The sequence below is a fragment of the Belliella buryatensis genome, assembly GCF_900188245.1.
GTDB classification, from domain to species: domain Bacteria; phylum Bacteroidota; class Bacteroidia; order Cytophagales; family Cyclobacteriaceae; genus Belliella; species Belliella buryatensis.
The window spans coordinates 41,096-63,637 of the sequence record NZ_FZOK01000016.1; the positions used below are offsets into that span (position 1 = coordinate 41,096).

Genomic DNA, 22,542 nt, shown 5'->3' on the forward strand with positions numbered 1-22,542 from the left:
CCCTCAAATCTTTAGACAATGCAATTATTAAGTGAACAGGAAATAGAGCGCAGAAAAGACCGAGAAGAGTTGATGAAGTTAGGTATCAATCCTTATCCAGCCGAGTCATTTCCAATCAATGTCACTGCGGCAGACATTCATCAAAACTACGAGAATAATAAAACTGACTATAAGGACATTTCTATCGCCGGGAGATTAATGAGCAGGAGAATCATGGGCTCTGCTTCATTTGCAGAGATTCAAGATTCTACAGGCAGATTGCAGATTTATGTTCGTAGAGATGATATTTGCGGAGGCGAGGATAAGACTTTTTACAATACTGTATTCAAGAAGCTGCTTGGTATTGGTGATTTTATCGGTGTGAAAGGGTATATTTTCACTACCCAAACAGGAGAAATCTCCTTACATGTCACTGAACTCAAAGTACTCTCAAAAGCGGTGAAACCACTTCCTGTTGTTAAGAGAGATGAAGAAGGGAATACTTATGATGGGTTCACCGATCCTGAATTGAGATACAGACAGCGTTATGTAGACTTGACTGTTAATCCAGAGGTAAAGGAAGTTTTTATCACCAGAACCAAGATCATCTCTAATATGAGAAGGTATTTTGATGATCACGGTTGGTTAGAGGTAGAGACACCTATTCTTCAAGCTGTCCACGGTGGCGCAGCAGCAAGGCCTTTCAATACACATCATAATACGCTTGACATGCCACTCTATCTGAGAATTGCCAACGAGCTTTATCTCAAGAGATTGATTGTAGGTGGTTTTGATGGGGTGTATGAATTCGGAAAAATGTTCAGAAACGAAGGGATGGATAGAACCCACAACCCTGAATTTACTTCAATGGAAATTTATGTGGCCTACAAGGACTACATCTGGATGATGGAAATGGTAGAGGAGTTATTGGAAAAAGTAACCTTATCCATTCATGGAACTACTGTTGTTACTGTAGGTGATAAGCAAATAGATTTTGCTGGTCCATACAGAAGAATCAGCATGTACGACTCTATCAAGGAATATACAGGGATAGATGTATCTGAAATGAACGAAGATGGATTGAGAAAAGTGTGCAAAGATCTAGGAATCGAAACAGATGCCAGCATGGGCAAAGGCAAGCTGATTGATGAAATCTTCGGTGCTAAGGTTGAAGATCACTTGATTCAACCAACCTATATTACTGATTATCCGATTGAAATGACACCTTTAGCTAAAAAACATAGAACTAAGGATGGTCTGGTAGAGAGGTTCGAACTATTTGTAAATGGTAAGGAAATCGCCAACGCTTATTCTGAATTAAATGATCCAATAGACCAAAGAGAAAGATTTGAAGAGCAACTAAAGCTAGCAGCCAGAGGTGATGATGAAGCCATGGCTATGGATGATGATTTCTTGAGGGCTTTGGAATATGGTATGCCACCTACTTCAGGTCTTGGTATTGGTATTGATAGATTGACCATGATGCTGACTAATAAGACTACCATTCAAGAAGTACTTTTCTTTCCTCAAATGAGACCAGAGAAAAAAGTTAAGATTGCTACTGATGAAGATTTCATGGCTTTGGGAATTCCAATGGGATTAATACCTGCATTGAGAGATTTGAATATCCACACCATCGAACAACTCAAAGATCAAGATGCCAATAAGCTTTTCAATGATGTCTGTGGAAGAAGAAAAAAACTCAAACTAGTCGCCAATAACCCTACTAAAGAAGAGGTAGAGGGCTGGTTAGCATAAGGTTATTTAAGAAAAGTTAATGGGGAATTATAAAATACTTCTTCACGAATATAAAAATTATAACATGTATATACGGAATGATGCCAGTAGTAAAATAAATGTATGCTTTTCAATTAAAGCAGATATTAATTGAAATTTGATATTCATGGATAACTTGTTCCGATTTTCGGAATTGACCCAAATCAAGCATTAAAACTAGAAATTGGAGCAAGTGGCATAGAAGCATATGATCATAAAATTGTGATTTTACGAAAGGACATCAGTTTGTAATTTTATTACAAATAATCTTGTGGATAATCGATATGTACACCACAGTACACGAGGGTTATCAGTTTATTTATTGAATTCATTAAGGTCAATCATTAATTTTTTTTTTAAAAAATCTTTGAAATGAAAAAAAATAAGTTTGATCAAATTCTTTTTTGGCAAATTTTTAGAATTTGCAGGAAACCTTTACCTGCATAAATAAAGGTGTTACTTTAAATATTTAATCAGATGAAAAATTTTATGAAAGTTTTTGGTTTTGCTTCAATATTATTTATTGGAGTTGCATTTATTGCTCCTTCAGAAACTAATGCTAATCCTTACAAAATTGTTTGGCAAAAGTGTGCCCCGGGTAGTCCTACAGAAAAAGTTATTCGATGCAGGCTAGAAGGCGTGGACGAATGTTTTGCAAATTGGCAAACATTCTGTGATGAGGAACCGACTATTGAATAATATCAATTTAGACTCTACTTTATTTAATTAAGGTAGAGTCTTTTTCTATTTCAAAAAAAATTCTTTTCATATTTCTAAACAATACTCTTTTAAAAACATGAAATACATTCTTGCATTATTTCTTTTAATTCTTTTTTCATGTTCTTCGGACAGCACAGTAAAATTAATTAAAATCAACCCTATCCTTCAGGAAAAATCAATTGAATTATCAGAAATCGGAGAAAAACTCAACATTATAGAAATCAAAACTGAAAGCCCTATTGGAGGAATTCCTGATGTTTTACTTTCAGAAAAATACATTTATCTATTCGATCAAGATTACTCACAATCTCTTTACCAGATTGATTACGAAGGTAATGTCCTGAATTCCATCCGATTTGGTAATGATGACAAGCTTAATATTAATGGAATCAATAACCTAGTAGAAAAAAACAATGAAGTTGGTGTTGTATCCATGGGTACAAAAATCATTTGGTTTGACGAGAAACTAAATAATAAAAAAACAGAAACCATGGCGATTAAGGCACATTATCATTTCCCTTTCAAAAATGGATATGTTTCATTCGTAAACCGAATAAATGATGAAATTGATTTTGACTTCGTATCCTCTGATGAAAATGGCATAATCCATAGAGCTATTCCAATAGACAGAAATGAATATGCATACGTTTACAAACCCTATTCACCTTTTTCCGCATACAAAGATCAAATCCTATTTTCAAAATCTTTTAATGATACAATCTATTCTTATGAAGTAGAAAAAGGCTTAATTCCATTTGCAAAAGTTGATTTTGGGAGTAGCTCAGTTCCGGATGATCAATTTTTGAAAATTCAAGATGCTTTTGATATGATGAATTTTTTCAATACCAAAAAATTCTCCTATTTGGACGGAGAGATTTATTCAATTGATGATCAAAAAGCACTAATTAAAGTTTCTATCAAAGGAAAAGGTGCATTTGGATTATGGGATATTGATAAGGGAAACTTGGTCATATATCCAAGTCTGAAAGATAATTTCAAAAGTGATATGGAGTTGTTCCATATCAATACTGTGAGTACTGGCAAAACAGTTTTTGGAGTGAGTGGAGAATACGTGAAAAGTAGGGCTTCAGAATCATTCAAAAGCAGTCTTGAAGAAGGGTATGAATATTCGTTTTTCCTTTTCGTCCTAGAGTAAATTACTCTTTCTATTGAGTAAAATATTAAAAAGTAAATTATTTAATTATTAATCAATACTTTACGAAAGTATTTTTAAGCAAAAAAGACAGTTAAATTGACAGTCTTTTTATTTGAATAAGGAGATAACATCCAGCTCCAAGAACTCTTGCCAAGGAATTCCTCCTGTACCTATCAGCAGAGATTTTTAAGGTTTGATTTTTTAATTGTATTTTTTACACTTATTTATTTATATTGCTATTGAATAAATAAACCTTAAAAAATCACAACCATTGAGACTATGAAAAATTTCAGAGGAAAAATCAATTTGGCATGTACAGGAATGCTTCTGGCAATTGCTGCATGTTCTGAACCAGCAGTTGAAAGCACAAATACAACTATTCAAACTACAGCTTCAGAAAGAGTAGGAAATCCAATCATCACCCACAAATACACTGCAGATCCAGCAGCACTTGTACATAATGACACCGTATTCCTTTATGTAGGACATGATGAAGCTCCTCCGCGAAAGGAGTTTTATGAAATGCATGAATGGCTTATTTTTTCCTCCACTGACATGGTCAATTGGGAGGAGAGAGCGGCTTTGAATGTAGTAGAAACATTTGCTTGGGCGTCTGGAGATGCTTGGGCAGCCCATACGATTGAAAAAGACGGTAAATTCTACTGGTTTGTGACTGTCACGCACAAAGAAATCCCTGGCAAAGCTATTGGAATTGCAGTGGCAGATTCACCAATTGGTCCTTGGAAAGATGCGAGAGGCTCGGCATTGATCACCAACGACATGACCACGGATACCGAAATCAGTTGGGATGATATTGATCCAGCTGTATTCATTGATGATGATGGCGAAGCTTATGTTTTTTGGGGAAATACAATCGCTTATTGGGCCAAATTGAAACCAAATATGATCGAATTAGATGGTCCAATTAATCAAATTCCACTTCCCAACTTCACAGAAGCGCCTTGGGTTCACAAGAAGGGTGACTGGTATTATCTATCATACGCGTATCAATTCCCTGAAAAAACAGCCTACGCCATGAGTAAGAGCATCACAGGGCCTTGGGAATACAAAGGAATCTTAAATGAAGTAGCTGGGAATTCCAACACCAATCACCAAGCAATCATAGAATTTAAAGGAAAAGACTATTTTATCTATCATAACGGCAGTATCCCTACAGATGGAGGAAGCTTTAGAAGGTCTGTTTGCATAGACTACCTCTACTACAATCCTGATGGTACTTTGAAAAGAGTGGTGATGACAACGGAGGGAGTTGAGCCAGTTTGAGGATTTTAGATTTTAAAGGAGCAGCTTGATTTGGACAGTCAGTCAGCCTTTAACAAAAAAAATAGAAGGTGGATTTAGAGTTGGCCTAGCGCCCACTCCAAAATCTTCCTTCTAAAATCAAAAATCACCTTACCCCAAAGTGAAGCTCAATCTTATGGCTGTATTTTTCGCCTGGATTAAGTCTTGCAGAAGGGAAAGAGGGTTCATTTGGTGCATTAGGAAAAGTCTGAGGTTCCAGACAGAGTCCCATATATTGTTCATAATTGACCCCGTTGACAGTCAATTTTCCATCCAAGAAGTTCCCAGAATAAAACTGAACAGCAGGTGAATCTGCATGAACTTCCATCACTCTTCCTGAGCTTTCATGATACAATTCGGCCATTTTGACTAAGTCTCCAGAATGCGCTTCTTTGATTACGAAATTATGATCATAACCTCCAGGAACCTCCCCTATACGAGCTCCAATTAAATATGGACTGGTAAAGTCAAAAAGTGTCCCGGCTACTGTTTTCAATTCTCCAGTTGGGATCAGTTCAGCATCTACAGGGGTATATTTAGGCGCATAGATAGTCAATTGATGTCCAAGAATATTTTCCTTCATGGCACTCAGATTGAAATATCCATGGTGGGTCAAATTCACAATAGTAGCCTGATCAGTCTCTGAAACAAACTCTAACAAAAGCTTATTATCACTGGTCAATTCAAAGGTCAAAGTAGTTTTAAGATTTCCAGGGTATCCTTCTTCACCATCTGGGCTTGTATAGCTCATCTTTATGATCATGGACTCTTCCCCTTCAAGGTATTCTGCATCCCAAAAGACTCTATTAAAACCTGTAAGACCTCCATGGAGGTGATTAGCGCCATCATTGGTAGCTAATTGATAAGAACTCCCATCTAATTCAAAACGTCCTTTGGAAATTCTATTTCCAAACCTACCTATGGCTGCGCCAAAATAATAGTCATTGTTATCATAATCAGCAATATTCTCATAGCCCAAAACGATATTCTCACTTTTGCCATTCTTATCTGGAACAATCAATTTGGAAATAATCCCTCCAAAACTGGAGATTTCCACTTCCATTCCATTGCCATTATCGAGGTGAAAGAGCTTGGCCTTTTTATCTCCAATAGGTACTTCCTGTACCTTAACTTTGAAATTAATGGTTTCTTGAATCATCTTACTCTCCTCAGTTTTTGGAGCGGAGCAGCTCCAGCTTAAGCAGGTCAATAAACCTAGCAGGTAGGCCGTGGTGGTTATTTTATTCATAATTTATCCTTATTAGGAAGTTATTAACATCCTTGCCCATAATAGGCATCTTTACCATGTTTACGTTCATAATGCTTCTTGATCAATGCATCTTTAAGTCTTGCTGCATTTGGGTTGATTTGTAGAGTAAGGTATGCCATTCTTGCTACTTCCTCCAAAACTTTGCTGTTATATACCGCCTTTGCAGCATCTTTTCCCCAGGCAAAAGGACCATGACTCCCTACTAGGATCATTTCAACTTCAGCTGGACTCAAGTTTTTTTCTGCAAAACAGTCTAAAATCTGCTGTCCCGTATTATGTTCATAATCTCCCTCAATAAGGTGATCGGCCATGGGTGCAGCGCAGGGAATATCAGCGGTCAAGTGATCAGCATGGGTAGTTCCAAAATTGGGAATATCCATGATGGCTTGTGCCCATGCTACTGCATAAGTAGAATGCGTATGACAGATCCCCCCGATATTTTCCCAATGCTTATACAAAAAGGCGTGGGTTTTTGTATCCGAAGAGGGACGCATCTTTCCCTCCACAATTTTGGCATCAAAGTCTACGATGACGATATCTTCCACTTTCAATTCTTCATAAGGCACACCACTTGGTTTGATAGCGAAAACGCCATTATCCCTATCCACAGCACTTACATTTCCAAAAGTATACACCACCAAATCCAATTTCGGCAGTTGCATATTTGCGTCGTAGCAGGCTTGTTTTAGTTCTTTGTACATTTGATTTTAGATTTTAGTCCCGATAGCTATCGGGAAGATTGTAGATTTTAGATCTGAAATCTGAAATCTACAATTATTTTAGAGGATTGTTTTCTTCATTATTTTTTGAGTTTGATCTATTTTTAATGGTTTTCAAACTCGATACAAAGATCGCTGTTAATTCATTTGCCTCTTGTAGTTGTCTTGAAACATCAACCCAGCCTTTAGCTTGAATTAATTCTAACCAATAGCCACTTTCATCTGCCTCTTCTAAGACAATTTGAAGTTTTGAAATAAACTCATTATCACTTCTTGCCCTGCAGACAGCTCTGTAATTTGCGCCTACTGAAGTCGCAGATTTGACAAGTTGATAGGAAATTACTTTTACTGAAACTGAATTTGGAAGTGATTCAATAAGATCAATTACATCGAGAGCAAATCTCTTTGTTCTTTGTTAAATTAGACTTTGCATAAATGTAAAAATTAGAATTGAAAAATGTTGAAAGCATAATAAATCTACACAATCTCCAACTCAATCTAAAATCTACCTTCTAAAATCTAAAATTAACTCCTCCTTCATCCTTCCTAATTCATCCTTCAATTAGTTTCCCAAAGTCCACATACTCGCTATAAAGCTTTTCGTAAACAGGGACATTGGCTGGGATTGGTTCATAGATCTTGTCAAAACCGTTGCTCATGGCTTGGATGGCGGATTCGGTGTCAGCATGAATGCCTGCAGCAACTGCAGCATACATGGCAGCACCCAAAGCTGGGGCTTGGTCGGAAGTCGCTACTTTGATGGGCATATTCAAAACATCAGCGAGTGTCTGCATCACCAACGTTGATTTTTTGGCAACGCCTCCAAGACCAATAACAGCATCAATCTGAACACCTTCCTGACGGAATCTTTCTACGATGCTTTTTGACCCAAAACTGATTGCTTCTACCAATGACTTAAACACTCGGGCAGCATCTGAACCCATATTCAAGTTTCTGATTGCACCTTTAAGTGCTTGGTTAGCATCTGGAGTTCTCCTGCCATTGATCCAATCCAATGCTACTATTTTAGATTCTTCAATAGGTATCGCCAAGGCTTCTTCAGATAATTTGACAATCAATTGATCATCAAGTTCTGTTTTTAATTTCTCTTTTTGCTCTTGATTTAAGATTTCACTTGCCTCAATCAATTCCAGAGATGGTTTAAGTAGGAGATTTTTGAACCATGCCAATACATCACCAAAACCAGACTGACCAGCTTCCAAGCCAATTGTACCAGGAATTACAGAACCATCTACCTGTCCACAGATTCCTGGAATCAATTTATCTCCAAGCTTTTCTTTATTGGTAACCATGATGTCACAAGTTGATGTCCCCATCACCTTGATCAAGGTGTTTTCTGTAATCTCACCTCCTACTGCTCCCGCATGTGCATCAAATGTACCGACAGAAATTACTGTTTCTTCAGAAAGTCCAAGCTTATCCGCCCATTCTTTACTCAGATTACCAGCAGCTTCATCTGAAGTGTATGTTTCAGTGTAAAGTCTGTCCTTCAAATCAGCTAAATACGGATCAAATTTGCCAAGAAATTCTTTTGGTGGCAATCCGCCCCAGCTTTCATGCCATAGCGCTTTATGTCCTGCTGCACATCTGCTGCGCTTCAATGCCAAGGGATCTTCGCTTCCAATCAACTGAGCAGTGATAAAATCACAATGCTCCATCCAAGAAAAGGCTGCATTTTTCACCGCTTCATCTTCTCTTACAACATGGAGGATTTTGGCCCAGAACCATTCGGAGGAATAAATACCTCCTTCGTATTTTGTAAAATCTTCACCTCCCCATGTACGGGCAATATAATTGATTTCATCTGCTTCTTTGATGGCAGTATGATCTTTCCAAAGCACCATCATGGCATTAGGATTCTCAGCAAACTCAGGCTTTAAAGCCAAAGACTGCCCTTTATGATCTACAGGTAAAGGTGAAGAACCAGTTGTATCCACACAGATGGCCTTTACTTGGTTTTTGTCAATACCTGATTTTGATAAAACTCCTTTGATCGTCTGCTCTAATCCTTCTAAATGATCTAAAGGATGCTGTCTAAATCTATTGGATACTGGATCACAGTATTTTCCTTCCTTCCATCGAGGATACCAGTAGACATGGCTAGCTAGACAGTTTCCATTAGCTGTATTCACCAATACAGCCCTGACAGAATCAGATCCATAGTCCAGTCCAATTACAAATTGCTCGTTCATTTGCTTTCTTTATCTTGCAATCAATTATTTCACCCTTACCATCAAAACTGAATTTGCCGGTACAGAAATTTTTAAGTTATCTTTATTCAATTTGAAATCTCTGAATGTCGCCTTTTTGACCACATCCTTTTTCTCAAAGGTATTGTAGGCATCAATACTTGGGGCACTTACGAATTCAGCGGAGACGTTCTTAGCCTCTATGCCTCTCAGAACTACATCAAGGTCGATTTTCTTGTCAGGATGAATATTGGCAATACTAATATTTATGGTACCATCATCAGATTTTGAAGTAGATACATTCAAAGCCTCCATTTTCTCTTTCCCAAAACTCACTTCTTCTGAAACCAAATGATGAGGCAACAAGGTAGCGTCTTTATGCGGCTTATATAGGTCAAAAACATGGTAAGTCGGAGTTAAAATCATATCATTTTCATTTGTTAAAATGATAGCTTGCAGTACATTGACTGTCTGTGCCAAGTTGGCCATATGAACCCTATCCGCATGTTTATTGAAAATATTCAAAGAAATGGCAGCTACATGGGCGTCGCGCATGGTATTTTGCTGGTATAAGAATCCTGGGTTAGTACCTGGCTCTACTTGAAACCAAGTCCCCCATTCGTCGATGATCATACCGATCCTTTTCTCAGGATCATACTTGTCCATGATGGTACCATGACGGGTGATCAATTCATCTATGAATGCTGCTTTTCTTAGCGTCTCTAGGTAGGTCTCTTTATCGAATTGTGTCGCTGACTTCTTGTTTTCCCAAGAACCTGCAATGGTGTAGTAATGCAATGAAAGTCCGTCCATCATCCAAAGTGGAATATTTTTCATCAAGACTTCAGTCCAGTTATAATCCCAGTTATTGGCACCGCCTGCAATTTTGTAAAGTTTTGCGCCACCATAATTTCTAGCGTAGGTAGCATACCTTCTGTACTCGTTGGCGTAGTACTCTGGAGTCATGTTTCCTCCACATCCCCAGCTTTCATTTCCTACACCCCAATATTTGATATTCCAAGGTTCTTCTTGTCCGTTTCTTTTTCTCAAGTCTGCCATTGGACTTACCCCATCAAAGTTGATGTATTCTATCCATTTTGACATCTCCTCCACGGATCCACTACCCACATTTCCAGTGATGTAAGGCTCTGTACCAATTTTCTTGGCAAAATTCATAAACTCGTGTGTACCAAAAGAATTATCCTCAGTCACTCCACCCCAGTGGGTATTGATCATTTTGGGTCTCTCCGCAGGGTCTCCTATGCCGTCTGTCCAGTGATATTCATCGGCAAAGCAACCTCCCGGCCATCTTAGATTTGGAATTTCCAGGTCAATCAGAGCCTGCATTACATCTTTTCTATATCCATCTTCATTTGGAATATCAGAGTCAGGCCCCACCCATATTCCTCCGTAGATATTTCGTCCCAGATGTTCCGCAAAATGTCCATAAATATGTCTGCTGATGGTGGTTTTTCCTTGATCAGTATTGACGATTAGTCGGTTTTGAGCCGTGGAAACAAAGGTTACCAGCAGTGCTGCTGCCAATAAGATCATTCCTTTTAAGCTTCTTGTCTTCATTTCTTATAGATTATAGGTTTATATTAATGCTTTTAATTCTCGATATTTTTTTCCTTAGGCAAAACTGCTTGAAGCTAGCTAGTTCGATTTCATCAATCGAATGTGATTTAGTTTTGGAGTAGCGGCACCTTCAATACTTTGAATTTTCACTTCCAACAACTCGCTATTGAATCCCGACAAATCATAATCTCTAATTAATGATTCATCTTCATTTTCGGATTTCAATGATTCACCATTGACTAAAAGCCGAAAACTTCGGGAAGATGGCGGATTCAAGAAGGTAAGTCGTAAGATCTTGCTTTCTTGATGCTTATTTTTGAGTGAATACTGAAAATATTCAGTTGTACTTCTCCAGAATATGCCATTTTCTTGTCCTGTTTGTGAATTATTTCCTTTGAAATCATGCTCTGTTTCTGGCTGCTGCTCACCAACGGCTACCTGATCTATCGTCAAGTCTTCTAACCTTCGCATCCATTCATCTTTGGTATTTAGCTCCCTTTTGAAAGCTTCCAGTGAGGTACCAGCCACTACCGGCCAATAAACCTGATACCTGCTGTCATGAACTGAGTAGAATGGAACTAGCTCGATGTCTTTTTCTAATTGATGAAATTGATTGGCAGTTAAGAGGAACTTAAATGTATTGTCTACTTGAATTGGCTTTGGTTGGACTTCTTGCTTTAGTATCGGACTTAGATCTAATGGAATCATTTTTCCAACAGCGACATGACCCATTCTGCTATCATCCGCAAAGAGCCCTTTCAGGTCATTCTCTCCTGTTTTGGCCGCTAACACAATCGGTCCATGGGTAAAAGAATACCAAGGTGAACCATCAGGCATTTGCTCACTTTTTGTTTCCATGGGAAGAGCTATTTGGATTTGATCTTTTGCCGACCATTTACCTTCAATCAGAAAATATCCAAACTTATCCACTGTAACTTCTTGTTGTTTGCCATTTACAGCTACTTTCAAGTGACCCAGCTTGACCCAGCTTGGGTAACGTACTTTCAGCTTTACTTCCTTCTTTCCTCTATGTGAAAAACCTATAGTTGTACCTTCTTCTTCTGGGAAATTGGTTGTTTGTTTCAATTTTATCCCCTTCTCTTTCCAATCCAATTCGGATGCAATAAATAGATTGACAAAGAGAACATCTTCTTGATAGGCATAAATCGCTTGTCCATACTTGGCATGATTCTCTAATCCAGAACCAACACAACACCAGAAATTTTCATGTGGCTGTGAATACACTCGGTAGTGTTGTGGGCGCATTGGGGTAAAGTAGACAAAACCACCTTTTTCGGGGTGTTGAGTAGAAAGGATATGGTTAAAAACAGCACGTTCGTAATAATCAATGTACTTTCTATCTGGAGCTGTTTGGAAAAGCATTTCCGAAAGCCTCATCATGTTATACGTATTGCATGTTTCAGGACCTTGCTCAGAAGAGAGCATAGATGAAAAGTCATCTCTTGGATGAAAATGTTCCCTAACACTATTTCCTCCAATCGATATAGACCTTTGATTGACCACATTATCCCAAAAGAAATCCGATGCTTGATTAAGTTTTTCATCCTTGGCAACTTGAGCGATGCGTTGAAATCCAATTACTTTGGGAATTTGTGTATTGGCATGCATCCCAGTAAGCCTATCTTCTGAATTTTTTAATGGATCTAGGACTTGTTGATGAGACATTTTTCTAGCTAATTCCAGGTATTTGGAATCTCCGGTCATGACAGCTATATCTGCAAAGACCTCATTAAGCCCTCCATGTTCACTGATCAATACTTCCTGAAACTGCTCATCGGAAAATTCTTCCGTCAGATCATAAAACCAATCAGACAATGCTATCAACATAGGCCTGGCTACTTCTTTACCCCCTATCCAATACGCATCCCTCAAACCTGCATAAACCTTATGGATATTGTATAAAGGCACCCAACGGTCATTGAGAGAAAAACTCCCTGCTCTGATATTACCTGATCGGAGCTCTTCCCAAATTTTCTTTCCTGCAGGAACGCCACTGAGATAGCCATTCCCATTTGTATCTTGAGCCAGCTTTAGTTTTTCGAGCATATAGTCAAGCCTCTTATTGATCTCTTGATCACCTGTAGCTGCAAGCATCATAGACAAAGCGGAAAGATAATGGCCAGCAATATGACCATCCAATCCAGTATTTTCCCAATTACCATAATTCTCAGCTTTCCAAGACAAGCCAGCTTCTTTCATGTAAGGTGAAAGTAACCTATCTACATCCATTTCTAGGATATAGCGCTTATCTATCTCTTGTGCTTGGAGGAAGGGACTATCTAATAACTTGACTTGATCTAAACCAAAAAACTGCACATATTTATCTTGGGCTAAGCCTTTGAAAGTAAGGCTAAACCAAAAGATTAACAGTATGCACAATTTGGATTTAAAGTTCATATTTATTGTTTTTTCTTGCCCCAAATGGCTGTTCCTTCATTATTAAGACCAGTGTAAATGATAGTTTCTCTTCTATTTTCCCAATCATATTCTACGTCAACATAGACTTTATCAATGAAAGCACCATTGCCATAATTCAGAGTCAACCACGGTCTTTCGAATGTCCATGAATTGTTAGCATCAGAACCAATTGTACCATCTTCATTCAAAGTCAAATCAGCAGACACTTGAAGATCAGGAAGAAACTGCTCGTCGGCATAACCAGGCACTACTCTATAGCCCAAGATGATCTGTTCCCAAGTACCCACGATATCTTCTCGATTGATTTGTTTAGAAGGTAAGTTTGCAAAGCGCTGAGGAGAAGCTACGGGCCAACCATCCTCTGTCCAGTAAATTTTCCTAACATGCTTGATCATGTAAAATCTATCTGTAGAAGGCCTACCCTGATGAGCAATAAAAAACTGGTCCCCATCTCTAAAAACAGCATTGTGAGCAACACCCTGCCATCCTCCATGCCCTTGAAAGCGGTAAGGAGCAACGATCATTGGGCCGTTGTCTTGCTCTCCATTCATATCTAGCCCATTAAAATCCAAAAATGGCCCAGTGGGGCTTGTAGATCGACCTACCCTGATGTTGTATTTGGACTCTAACCAATCATAAGAAAGGAACATATAATAGTAGCCTGTAGTCTCATTGTAGATCACTTCAGGTGCTTCTATATTACCATTGATTCTACTACCTGTAAAGCCTCTTTGGATAATTCTAAACCCTTTATCATTGGTAGTTTGAGCAAGTCCTGTTTCTGGATTCAACTCCATTACATATAAGCCGTCAAAAGCGGATCCATAATACATCCAATGTTTGCCATCTTTACCCACTATGACTGCCGGATCTATCGCATTGGTCATAGGGATATTGGTATTTGAAGTGACTACCAAGCCTTTTTCTTCCCAAGGTCCTTCAATATTATCAGAGGTCAAGAGACCAATAGCACTGAGTTTGAAAATCGGAGAAGATTGAGAATAATATAGTCTGTATTCATCTCCAATTTTGATAATGTATGGAGCCCATACATTTTCAAATGGTTCTCCTCCATTTTGACGGATATAATTCACAGCCTGAGTTGGACGACCATTGAATGCCCATCCCCTAAACTCCCAAGCCACCAAATCTCTGGACCTCCTGACTTGAATACCAACCCTGGAAAGAGGCTGACCATAGGCTACATCAGTCCCAAAACTATAATACCATTCCCCGTCTTTAATGACCGAGGGATCATGAGAATTGTAAGGCCCCCATTGACTTGCAAATTGAAAAGAGGAAATCTGACCATAACTATCTTGAATTTCAGACAATGGAACTGGAATTCCTTCGATTGGAGTTGGTCCTGTGGGGCCAGTCGGAGGCTCGGTAGTTTGAGGTGGCTCATCTGTACCTTCATTACAAGAAAACAGCACTCCTACTAGGAGAAACATAATTAAAAGTCTTATCAATGAGAAATTGCTATTCATCTTCAAATTGGGTTAGGCTAATTATTTGATTTTTGCTCTGATCATTGTGTAAGAGTGAGCTGGGAAGGCATAAGTAACTTTATCCCCTTTTCCTTTAAGAGATTTTGATTTAGTTTCCACAGTTGTTTTCCCAAAATCATTCATCGCTTTGATATCAGGGCCATTTACTTCAAATACTTCAAAATCACCAGAAAATTCCCCTTCAAATGCTAGAATATCAGTTGTAATTGCCTTGTCCTTATGTCTATTGACTACATTGATGATGACCTCGTCGCCGTTGACGGTGGCAGAAACGTCCAAATAAGGCACATTCTTCAAGTCAGCTCTTTGCTCCCCTAGACCTAGAGCAAAATCTCCTGTATTGTAAGTTTCTGAATCAACAAACACATCCAAAGCTGTACCATGGGCATACTGAGCAAATAATGCTAACGGATGATAAATCGTTTGTAGAAAAAGACCTTCTTCATTAGTGAATATAGGAGCGATCACATTCACCAATTGAGCCATATTAGCGATCTTCACAACATCGGCATTTCTGATAAATGCATTTAGAAAAGATGCAATGACCAAAGCATCCTCCAGATTATATCTTTCTTCCAAGGCTATGTCTCCAGACATAGTCTCTGATGACCTCCATCTATACCAAATATTGTATTCATCCCATGCAATGTAAATAGGATCCTTCCCTTTCCTATTGGCTCTTGTCATGGCTTCATCGATCATGCCTTTTACCAAATGGGTTCTTTCTTCTAATACCAATGGAGAAGCTACGAATGCATAATAGTTATCCTCTACATTACCGACATACATATGAAGCGCTAGATAATCTACCACATCTTTGAGCTCATCAATGACTACCCTATTCCAATGCATAGGGTTAGCACCTGGATAGAAATTAGAAGATCCTGCTGCCACTAATTTGATCGAAGGATCAGTCAATTTCATTAACTTTCCAGCCTCTCTGGCTTTTTTAGCATAATCTTCAGCACTAAGATGACCCATTTGCCATGGACCATCCATTTCGTTTCCTAAACTCCAGTACTTGATATTGTGAGGTTTTTCATAGCCATGCTTTTTTCTCAATTCAGCATAATATGGACCAGATTCTACATTTGTATATTCCACCCATTGTTGTGCTTCTAGGATGCTGCCAGTACCTAAGTTTACAGCAAAATAAGGTTCTGTATTCATCAACTTAGCATAATCCATAAACTCATTCGTGCCAAATTGATTGGATTCTAATCTACTCCAGGCCAGTTCTAAACGTGTAGGTCTATCTTCCTTAGATCCTACTCCATCTTTCCAATTGTAATTGGAAACAAAATTACCCCCTGGATATCTGGTCAAAGAGACATTTAACCCTTTGACTGCTTCTAATACATCTAGCCTAAATCCATTTTCATCAGAAAGGGGGTTACCTGGATCATAGATGCCTCCATAGACACATCTCCCAAGGTGCTCCACAAAGTTTCCATAGATTTTTTTATCGACTTCACCAATCTTACGATCCAAGTCAATTTTAATTCTGGCATTCTGTGCTAATGAGTTGGTTGAGAAACCAATCATAAGGCTACAAAAAGCTAGGCCCGTGGTAATTTTTTTGAAATCAATCATTTTATTAGGGTTAATTATTCTTATTCTTCCAATTTCACTATAGGCCAGCCTTCACTGTCCCAGTTCATTTCTCTAATCAATAACTTAGACCTTCCATTATCGTGCGCATCATAGCCATGAAAAATGAGGAAATCCTTGTTATCGAATGTATAGGCGGAATTATGCCCTACTCCATGCCAGTCAGCATTGCCTTCAAGCACTAGCGTTCCTCCCCCTTCAAACATGCTCCTACCATCTCTATCTAAGTATGGTCCTTTCACATCTCTTGATCTACCTACTACCATTTTGTAAGTGCTATTCACTCCTCTACAGCAGTAGTCAAAGGATACAAAAAGGTAATACCAGCCATCTTTTTTGAAAATAAAAGGTGCTTCTACTGCTCCATCACCTGGGTTTCTATCATCTAAATCAAATGATCTTTCTCTCCTAGAGATAGTATACCAATCCTCTGGCCCATTTTGAATGGTCTTAAGATCGTCTGCTAACTTGACCAACTTCATCCCATTCCAAAAAGAGCCATAATTCAACCAAGGCGTCCCCTCTTCATCAAAAACCAAGTTAGGATCGATAGCATTCCACAAATCTCTGCCGGGAACGGATTGTATAACAATCCCTTGGTCTTCCCATTTGAAATCAGGAGAGGACGGATCTAATGTTTTATTGACTGCCAAGCCTATGGCTGAAGTATTTTTAGCAAAAGCTGATACAGAGTAATAGAGATAGTATTGTCCATTGTGATAGGATATATCTGGTGCCCAGATGTGGTTTTTAAATTCGGGGTTGATTCCAGCTGTCCAAGTGGGCGCTTCTGCGAAGACTGGAGCTTCTCTTTTCCACTGCTTTAAATCCGGAGAAGACCAAACAGCTACCCCAAATCCTGTACAGAACAAATAAAAAGTATCACCTTGCTTGATCACTACCGGATCGTGAACTGGGATATCAGTCCTATACTCTGACTCCTGCGCATGAGTAGTCAAAAAGATTAAAAAAGAAAATATGGTTGTAAAGAAGGTTTTCATTTTGGGTTGGGTTTATGTAAACATTCAAAATACATCAATCCAATCTGCCAAGGACACATCTGCCAACTTGAATTATAGCAGTGTTTTAGAAAAAAGTAAGGTAGAATTCTACCTTACTTTTATTTAGATGTATTTAGGTTTGAGATTATTGGTAAGGCTTTAGGCCTATATATTTTGATTGGGAGTAAAAAAGAAAGGCGAGATTCTTGGTTCTTAAACCAAGAACCCGCTTTTACAAAACTACTTACCCTATTAATTATTCGCGCTATTTGGAGACAGGTTTGGATTGTTGTCCAATTCACCTTGAGGAATTGGCATCCATTGATTTCCAGGGGTGTAAGTATTGAACTCAGCATCTCTACTTTTTAAGAAAGCTAATTTTGCAGGGTTTTCGAACCATCCCCATCTGATCAAATCATTGATTCTTTGACCCTCAATAGCGAATTCCAAGAATCTTTCATGAGCTATTTGATCTCTCATTTGAGCCTGTGACATTCCTGGCTTTACAGTAGCTAAGTTTGGCAATTTTGCTCTATTTCTTACTTGCTGTATAAAACTATATGCCTCAGCAGTTCTTCCCAATTCATTCAATGCCTCAGCATGAAGCATTAGAATATCTGCATATCTCAAGATACGATAGTTAATACCTGATCTAAATACTGGTTCGACAGAAGGTCCAAATCCATCATTGGTATATTTCCTAGGATAGATATCTGTTACAGGATGAGGCCATGGATCATTATACAACCTTGTGCTATTTTCTGTAGGTTCAAACGAAGCAATCGTCGCCAAAAGACGTGGATCTTTTCTACCATCTACCGTCATTTCTTTGTGATAATCATCATACAATGCTCTTGTAGGAAGGAAGTCATTGAATCCATATCCTCGGGCAGCATAAGTAATTGCCTGCGCAGATACTTGAGTCCAGTTGGCAGTTGGATTTCCACCCCAATTCAACTCAGAACCACCTACTTCTGCAGGCGTTGCAAATTGAACTTCAAAAAGAGATTCTGCATTATTTTCAGTTCTTGGATCAAAATTATCTCTATAATTTTCCATCAACCTGTATGCACCATGCTGACCACCAATCAACTCAGTAAATTGGACTATTGCTTCAGCCCATCTTTTTCTGTAAACGAGAGCTTTACCAAGCATTCCTGTAGCAGCTCCACTCGTAGCTCTACCAATATTACCTCTGTCAGGGCCTGTTACATTTTGATAGTTAACAGGTAGGTTTGCTTTGGCATTTTTAAAGTCAGATATAATCTGCTCCCAAATCGCTTCTTCAGTCGCTGTCGCAGGATAAAACTCTGATCTGTCAGCAGGAAGAGTTGTAATCAATGGAACTTCTTTATAGAAATTAGCCAGATTGAAATATGCTAAACCTCTTAAGAAATAAGCTTGACCCAAAACTCTGTTTTTGAGATTTTGATCCATCTCTATATTAGGTACATTTGTCAGAACTTGGTTAGCTCTCCAAACCATTTGGTAATGAGCTCCCCACACCCAGAAAACAGGTCCTGAGGTAGTTGGAATTGTAAAATTCGCTACCAAATTCAGGTCTGGCCATGGGCTATCTCCTTGGATATCATCACCTCTACCATCCATCAATGAAGGGAACATTCGCATGTATGTGCCATCAATCATTAGACTGTTATAAATTGAATTTACTGCCGCTACCGCATCAGATTCTGTCTTCCAGAATGTCCCCGTAGTTGGGATATTAGGGTTGGTGAGTTCCAATTGTGAGTCGCAGCTAGCTCCTGCTAACATCGCGCCCACCAAAAGGGAATATATATATATTTTCATAATTAGGTTATTTTGGTTGTAATACTTGCAATTAGAATGAAACTTGAAGACCGAGCATCATTGTTCTTGGCCTTGGAAATGATCCAAAGTCAAATCCTGGGTTGAATACCCCCGAAGTAAAATCTGGATTGTAACCTTTGTAAGCTTGGAAAGTAAATGGATTCTGTACAGAAGCATATACTCTAGCTGATTGGAATTTGGTCATAAACCCAGTGACTCTTGGGATTTTGTATCCAACAGATATTGTCTGTATTCTTAAGTGAGTTCCATCTTGCAACCAACCTTCTCTATTTGAATCTCTTTGATTCTGATTTGGATCACCTGCGACTAATCTAGGCCATACTTCACTTGGATTTTCAGGAGTCCATCTTTGTAAAATATCTTCGTGACGATTAGTGAAATCTTGTGTCAACATGATTGCTCTATACTGTCTGCTGTTAATCAAATATCCACCAGCTCCAGACGCAAAGATTGTGAAATCAAAGCTTTTATAAGCTCCTGAGAAGTTCAATCCATAGTAAACTGTAGGTAAACCACTGCCAAGATTTACCCTATCTTCTGCAAAATCAATTACACCATCTCCATTGATATCTTCAAATTTGATATCGCCAGGAGCTGTGCCTGCACTTTGGAAGGCGTGGTTATCAATTTCCTCCTGTGTTTGGAAAATCCCGATCGCCTTGTGTCCAAAATGATGTCCGATTGGTAATCCAACAATTGTTCTAGCACCTGCACCAAAAATTGGCTGATTATCTCCTCCAAGAGATAATACTTCATTTTGAAGTGTGGTGGCATTCGCTGAAATATCAAAAGTGAAATCACCAGTCATTTTTCTATAAGTTAACTGGAATTCAAAACCTTGATTTCTCAAGCTACCAGCATTCACAATAGGACTACCTGCTGCACCTGTAGAAGCTGGAATCGGCACACTTACCAAAATATCAGTTGTCTTACTGTTGTAATATTCAGCGGAGAATTCAAATTTCCCATCAAACAAAGCCCCATCAAATCCAATGTTTGAAGTAGTTCTTGTTTCCCATCTGATGTTTGGATCTACTTGTTGGGTTTGAATCGAACCCCTAACTACATCTCCCCCAAAGTTGTACAATACATTTGGATTGATGGTTGCAAAATATAAATAGTCACCAATGTTAGCATTTCCCAGCTGACCATAACTTGCCCTCATTTTCAAATCAGAAATGAAAGAAGGAAGTGTGATAAATGATTCATTATGAATATTCCAGCCTAAAGCAACAGACGGGAAATTACCATATCTATTTGTTGGAGAAAATTTTGAAGAACCATCTCTTCTAATTGTGGCTGTTAACAAATATCTGTCATCATAGTTGTAATTCATCCTACCAAGTAATGATGCTATAGCACTTCTAAATTCATTTCCGGAGGCCTGCTTATTCACCCCATTATCTAATACAGGGAAATTAATATCAATATTTTCTGAATAACCATTTCTATTGATAACGCCAGTTTCTTGGTACATCTGACCAGCTAAGACATCTAACCTATGTTTGCCGAAGGTTCCTTTATAATTGATTGTATTCTCAATCAATCCCGTTGATAGTATTCTATGTCCATCATCCATTCTTGAAGTAGCATCATTAAAAAAGAAGCCTAACCTAAATGCAGGAAGATAAGCAAGGTCTCTTGCATGCGTTCTATCATAGTTCAAATTTAACTTATAGCTTAACTTGTGATTCTCTAAATCAATCAATTGATATTCACCAAATGCCGTTGCAAAAGTTCTGTCCACTGTGGTATTTCCAGTGAACATATTATTTACACCAATCACATTGAGTGAAATGGCTCTTTGAAGATCTGCTTCCGTTCCACCATAACCACCTAGGTTATTTGGATCATAAATCGGCATCGTTGGAATCGCTTCAACCAAAGCGGCAATTAATGTTGGATTAGCTCCAGGAAACACATCCGGTCTGAAAGTCAAAGCATCTTCGTAAGAATGTGTATAATACACTGAAGTACCAACTTTCAATCTGCCTTTTTCAGAAAGCGTATTCATTCTCATGGAATACCTCTCATAATTTGGCCCATTTCCTACCAAAGTACCTTTGTTATCAAAATAATCAATTGAGGCATTGTACTGGGTATATTCACCTCCACCAGAGAAATTGAGGTTATGATTTTGCCTAAAACCATTTTTCAAACCCTCTCTCTGCCAATCTGTATCAATATCAGAAATAAAACGAGGATTATTTGGATCATTCGCTGGAACCAGTGGTTGGTTACCATTTCTTTGCACCTCGTTGATGATCATTTGATAATCTTCTCTTCCTAGTACAGGAATTCTTTGCCAAACTTGATCAATACCTACATAAGTATTATACTCAACCTTCAATGGTGTATTTTTCTTGCCCTGCTTAGTTGTGATGATGATTACGCCATTGGCAGCTCTAGATCCATAGATAGCACCTGCGGAGGCATCCTTCAAAACTTGCATGGTTTCTATGTCATTTGGATTGAAGTCTCTAGGTGTAGTTCCTACTGGAACTCCATCGATCACATAGAGTGGTTGACCATTTCCAAATGTAGAAATACCTCTTATTCTGACACTTGGGAACGCTCCAGGTTGACCATCTGAAGTAACTTGAACCCCCGAAACCCTACCTTGAAGCATTTGTGCAACATCATTGGTAGAGAATTTCTTAATTTCATCAGTGTCCACCACAGATATTGCCCCCGTGATATCTGACTTCTTTTGAGTACCATATCCTACTACAATCACTTCATTCAGATTAGATATATCTTCCCGGAGTGTGACATTAAGTATGGATTGGTTCCCCACAGTCATTTCTTGGGAAATATATCCTACAAATGAAAACACCAAAACAGATGTTTGGCTAGGTACAGAAATAGAAAAGGAACCATCAAGATCGGTAGCAACACCTCTTGTAGTTCCTTTTAATAATACTGTAACACCAGGGATTGGCTGTTGATCTGTGCTCGAAATAACCGTACCTCTTACAGTTACTTCTTGAGCTTCTGCCTCCAACCCAGCTTTTGCTTCTTCGACAGCCACTGACGCACTAACATTAAATGTAAAAATTACACATAATGAAAGAAGTGTAGCTATCCTCAATCGTAAACGTTTTAAGTTCATAAAATTTAGGGTTTATTGAATTTGGGATAAATTTCACTGATTTGAAACAGTTGACTCTCAAAAGCTAATCAGGTTATCATACTATTAGAATAACCATCAAGAACTGAGACTTTCCACTATTACAATCGAATATTAGAAATTAAAATTAAAAGTCGCAAATTATTAATTGTATTTTTTACACTATTAAATCAAAAAAACATTTTAAACACCTTAAAAGCATCTATGATAGATAATCAAAACAGCACAAAAAAAACAACATAACACCTTGTTTATTAATTCATTATATTAAAATTCATTGTTAAAAATCTACTAATGAAATTTTTAGCAC

Annotated in this window: 14 protein-coding genes and 1 pseudogene; 4 read left to right on the forward strand and 11 right to left on the reverse strand. The window is 38.3% G+C overall.

The genetic code is table 11. The annotated features are described in order from the left end of the window. Positions 1-18: 18 nt before the first annotated feature. The 4 genes from lysS to CHB66_RS15265 all read left to right on the forward strand — a co-directional run bounded on the left by lysS (position 19) and on the right by CHB66_RS15265 (position 4,915). A complete protein-coding gene (lysS, locus tag CHB66_RS15250) occupies positions 19-1,737 on the forward strand; it encodes a lysine--tRNA ligase (protein ID WP_089242282.1) in 1,719 nt (572 codons plus the stop codon). Between the two features lie 495 nt (positions 1,738-2,232). Continuing rightward, a complete protein-coding gene (locus CHB66_RS15255) occupies positions 2,233-2,454 on the forward strand; it encodes a hypothetical protein (RefSeq protein ID WP_089242283.1) in 222 nt (73 codons plus the stop codon). Between the two features lie 97 nt (positions 2,455-2,551). After that, the gene (locus CHB66_RS15260; RefSeq protein WP_245812749.1) at positions 2,552-3,631 is read left to right on the forward strand and encodes a 6-bladed beta-propeller; all 1,080 of its coding nucleotides are present in this window, start codon (positions 2,552-2,554) and stop codon (positions 3,629-3,631) included. A gap of 279 nt (positions 3,632-3,910) precedes the next feature. Continuing rightward, positions 3,911-4,915 carry a glycoside hydrolase family 43 protein gene (locus CHB66_RS15265; RefSeq protein WP_089242284.1) on the forward strand — a complete coding sequence of 335 codons (1,005 nt, stop codon included), beginning with the start codon at positions 3,911-3,913 and terminating at the stop codon, positions 4,913-4,915. Positions 4,916-5,039: 124 nt separating this feature from the next. Here the strand turns inward: CHB66_RS15265 and CHB66_RS15270 are convergent, their stop codons facing one another. From CHB66_RS15270 to CHB66_RS15320, 11 genes and pseudogenes are all read right to left on the reverse strand, one after another. Then, entirely contained in the window at positions 5,040-6,182 is a 1,143-nt protein-coding gene (locus CHB66_RS15270; RefSeq protein ID WP_089242285.1) for an aldose epimerase family protein, read from the reverse strand. A 23-nt stretch (positions 6,183-6,205) separates the two neighbouring features. Then, positions 6,206-6,904, reverse strand: a complete 699-nt coding sequence (locus CHB66_RS15275) for an L-ribulose-5-phosphate 4-epimerase (RefSeq protein ID WP_089242286.1) — start codon at positions 6,902-6,904, stop codon at positions 6,206-6,208. 73 nt (positions 6,905-6,977) lie between these two features. After that, positions 6,978-7,325: pseudogene (locus CHB66_RS17315) on the reverse strand (four helix bundle protein); the annotation flags it as partial. Between the two features lie 148 nt (positions 7,326-7,473). Next, entirely contained in the window at positions 7,474-9,135 is a 1,662-nt protein-coding gene (locus CHB66_RS15285; RefSeq protein ID WP_089242287.1) for a ribulokinase, read from the reverse strand. Between the two features lie 24 nt (positions 9,136-9,159). Next, positions 9,160-10,710: an alpha-N-arabinofuranosidase gene (locus CHB66_RS15290; protein WP_089242288.1), complete on the reverse strand. Its 1,551-nt coding sequence runs from the start codon at positions 10,708-10,710 to the stop codon at positions 9,160-9,162. Positions 10,711-10,788: 78 nt separating this feature from the next. Then, positions 10,789-13,128 carry a glycoside hydrolase family 127 protein gene (locus CHB66_RS15295; RefSeq protein ID WP_089242289.1) on the reverse strand — a complete coding sequence of 780 codons (2,340 nt, stop codon included), beginning with the start codon at positions 13,126-13,128 and terminating at the stop codon, positions 10,789-10,791. A 2-nt stretch (positions 13,129-13,130) separates the two neighbouring features. Next, the gene (locus CHB66_RS15300; RefSeq protein ID WP_089242290.1) at positions 13,131-14,603 is read right to left on the reverse strand and encodes an arabinan endo-1,5-alpha-L-arabinosidase; all 1,473 of its coding nucleotides are present in this window, start codon (positions 14,601-14,603) and stop codon (positions 13,131-13,133) included. A gap of 57 nt (positions 14,604-14,660) precedes the next feature. Continuing rightward, positions 14,661-16,253 carry an alpha-N-arabinofuranosidase gene (locus CHB66_RS15305; RefSeq protein ID WP_170932505.1) on the reverse strand — a complete coding sequence of 531 codons (1,593 nt, stop codon included), beginning with the start codon at positions 16,251-16,253 and terminating at the stop codon, positions 14,661-14,663. Positions 16,254-16,273: 20 nt separating this feature from the next. Further along, positions 16,274-17,272, reverse strand: coding sequence for an arabinan endo-1,5-alpha-L-arabinosidase (locus CHB66_RS15310; protein WP_089242291.1), 999 nt, complete (start codon positions 17,270-17,272; stop codon positions 16,274-16,276). Positions 17,273-17,524: 252 nt separating this feature from the next. Beyond that, positions 17,525-19,081 carry a RagB/SusD family nutrient uptake outer membrane protein gene (locus tag CHB66_RS15315; RefSeq protein WP_089242292.1) on the reverse strand — a complete coding sequence of 519 codons (1,557 nt, stop codon included), beginning with the start codon at positions 19,079-19,081 and terminating at the stop codon, positions 17,525-17,527. 31 nt (positions 19,082-19,112) lie between these two features. Further along, positions 19,113-22,214: a SusC/RagA family TonB-linked outer membrane protein gene (locus tag CHB66_RS15320; RefSeq protein ID WP_089242293.1), complete on the reverse strand. Its 3,102-nt coding sequence runs from the start codon at positions 22,212-22,214 to the stop codon at positions 19,113-19,115. Positions 22,215-22,542 lie beyond the last annotated feature (328 nt).

Bases quoted from the DNA above. Each gene is read 5' to 3' on its own strand.
- CHB66_RS15315 (WP_089242292.1), bottom strand. From the start codon at position 19,081: ATGAAAATATATATATATTCCCTTTTGGTGGGCGCGATGTTAGCAGGA.
- CHB66_RS15305 (WP_170932505.1), bottom strand. From the start codon at position 16,253: ATGATTGATTTCAAAAAAATTACCACGGGCCTAGCTTTTTGTAGCCTT.
- CHB66_RS15295 (WP_089242289.1), bottom strand. From the start codon at position 13,128: ATGAACTTTAAATCCAAATTGTGCATACTGTTAATCTTTTGGTTTAGC.
- CHB66_RS15310 (WP_089242291.1), bottom strand. From the start codon at position 17,272: ATGAAAACCTTCTTTACAACCATATTTTCTTTTTTAATCTTTTTGACT.
- CHB66_RS15290 (WP_089242288.1), bottom strand. From the start codon at position 10,710: ATGAAGACAAGAAGCTTAAAAGGAATGATCTTATTGGCAGCAGCACTG.
- lysS (WP_089242282.1), top strand. From the start codon at position 19: ATGCAATTATTAAGTGAACAGGAAATAGAGCGCAGAAAAGACCGAGAA.
- CHB66_RS15270 (WP_089242285.1), bottom strand. From the start codon at position 6,182: ATGAATAAAATAACCACCACGGCCTACCTGCTAGGTTTATTGACCTGC.
- CHB66_RS15255 (WP_089242283.1), top strand. From the start codon at position 2,233: ATGAAAAATTTTATGAAAGTTTTTGGTTTTGCTTCAATATTATTTATT.
- CHB66_RS15285 (WP_089242287.1), bottom strand. From the start codon at position 9,135: ATGAACGAGCAATTTGTAATTGGACTGGACTATGGATCTGATTCTGTC.
- CHB66_RS15320 (WP_089242293.1), bottom strand. From the start codon at position 22,214: ATGAACTTAAAACGTTTACGATTGAGGATAGCTACACTTCTTTCATTA.
- CHB66_RS15275 (WP_089242286.1), bottom strand. From the start codon at position 6,904: ATGTACAAAGAACTAAAACAAGCCTGCTACGACGCAAATATGCAACTG.
- CHB66_RS15265 (WP_089242284.1), top strand. From the start codon at position 3,911: ATGAAAAATTTCAGAGGAAAAATCAATTTGGCATGTACAGGAATGCTT.
- CHB66_RS15300 (WP_089242290.1), bottom strand. From the start codon at position 14,603: ATGTTTCTCCTAGTAGGAGTGCTGTTTTCTTGTAATGAAGGTACAGAT.
- CHB66_RS15260 (WP_245812749.1), top strand. From the start codon at position 2,552: ATGAAATACATTCTTGCATTATTTCTTTTAATTCTTTTTTCATGTTCT.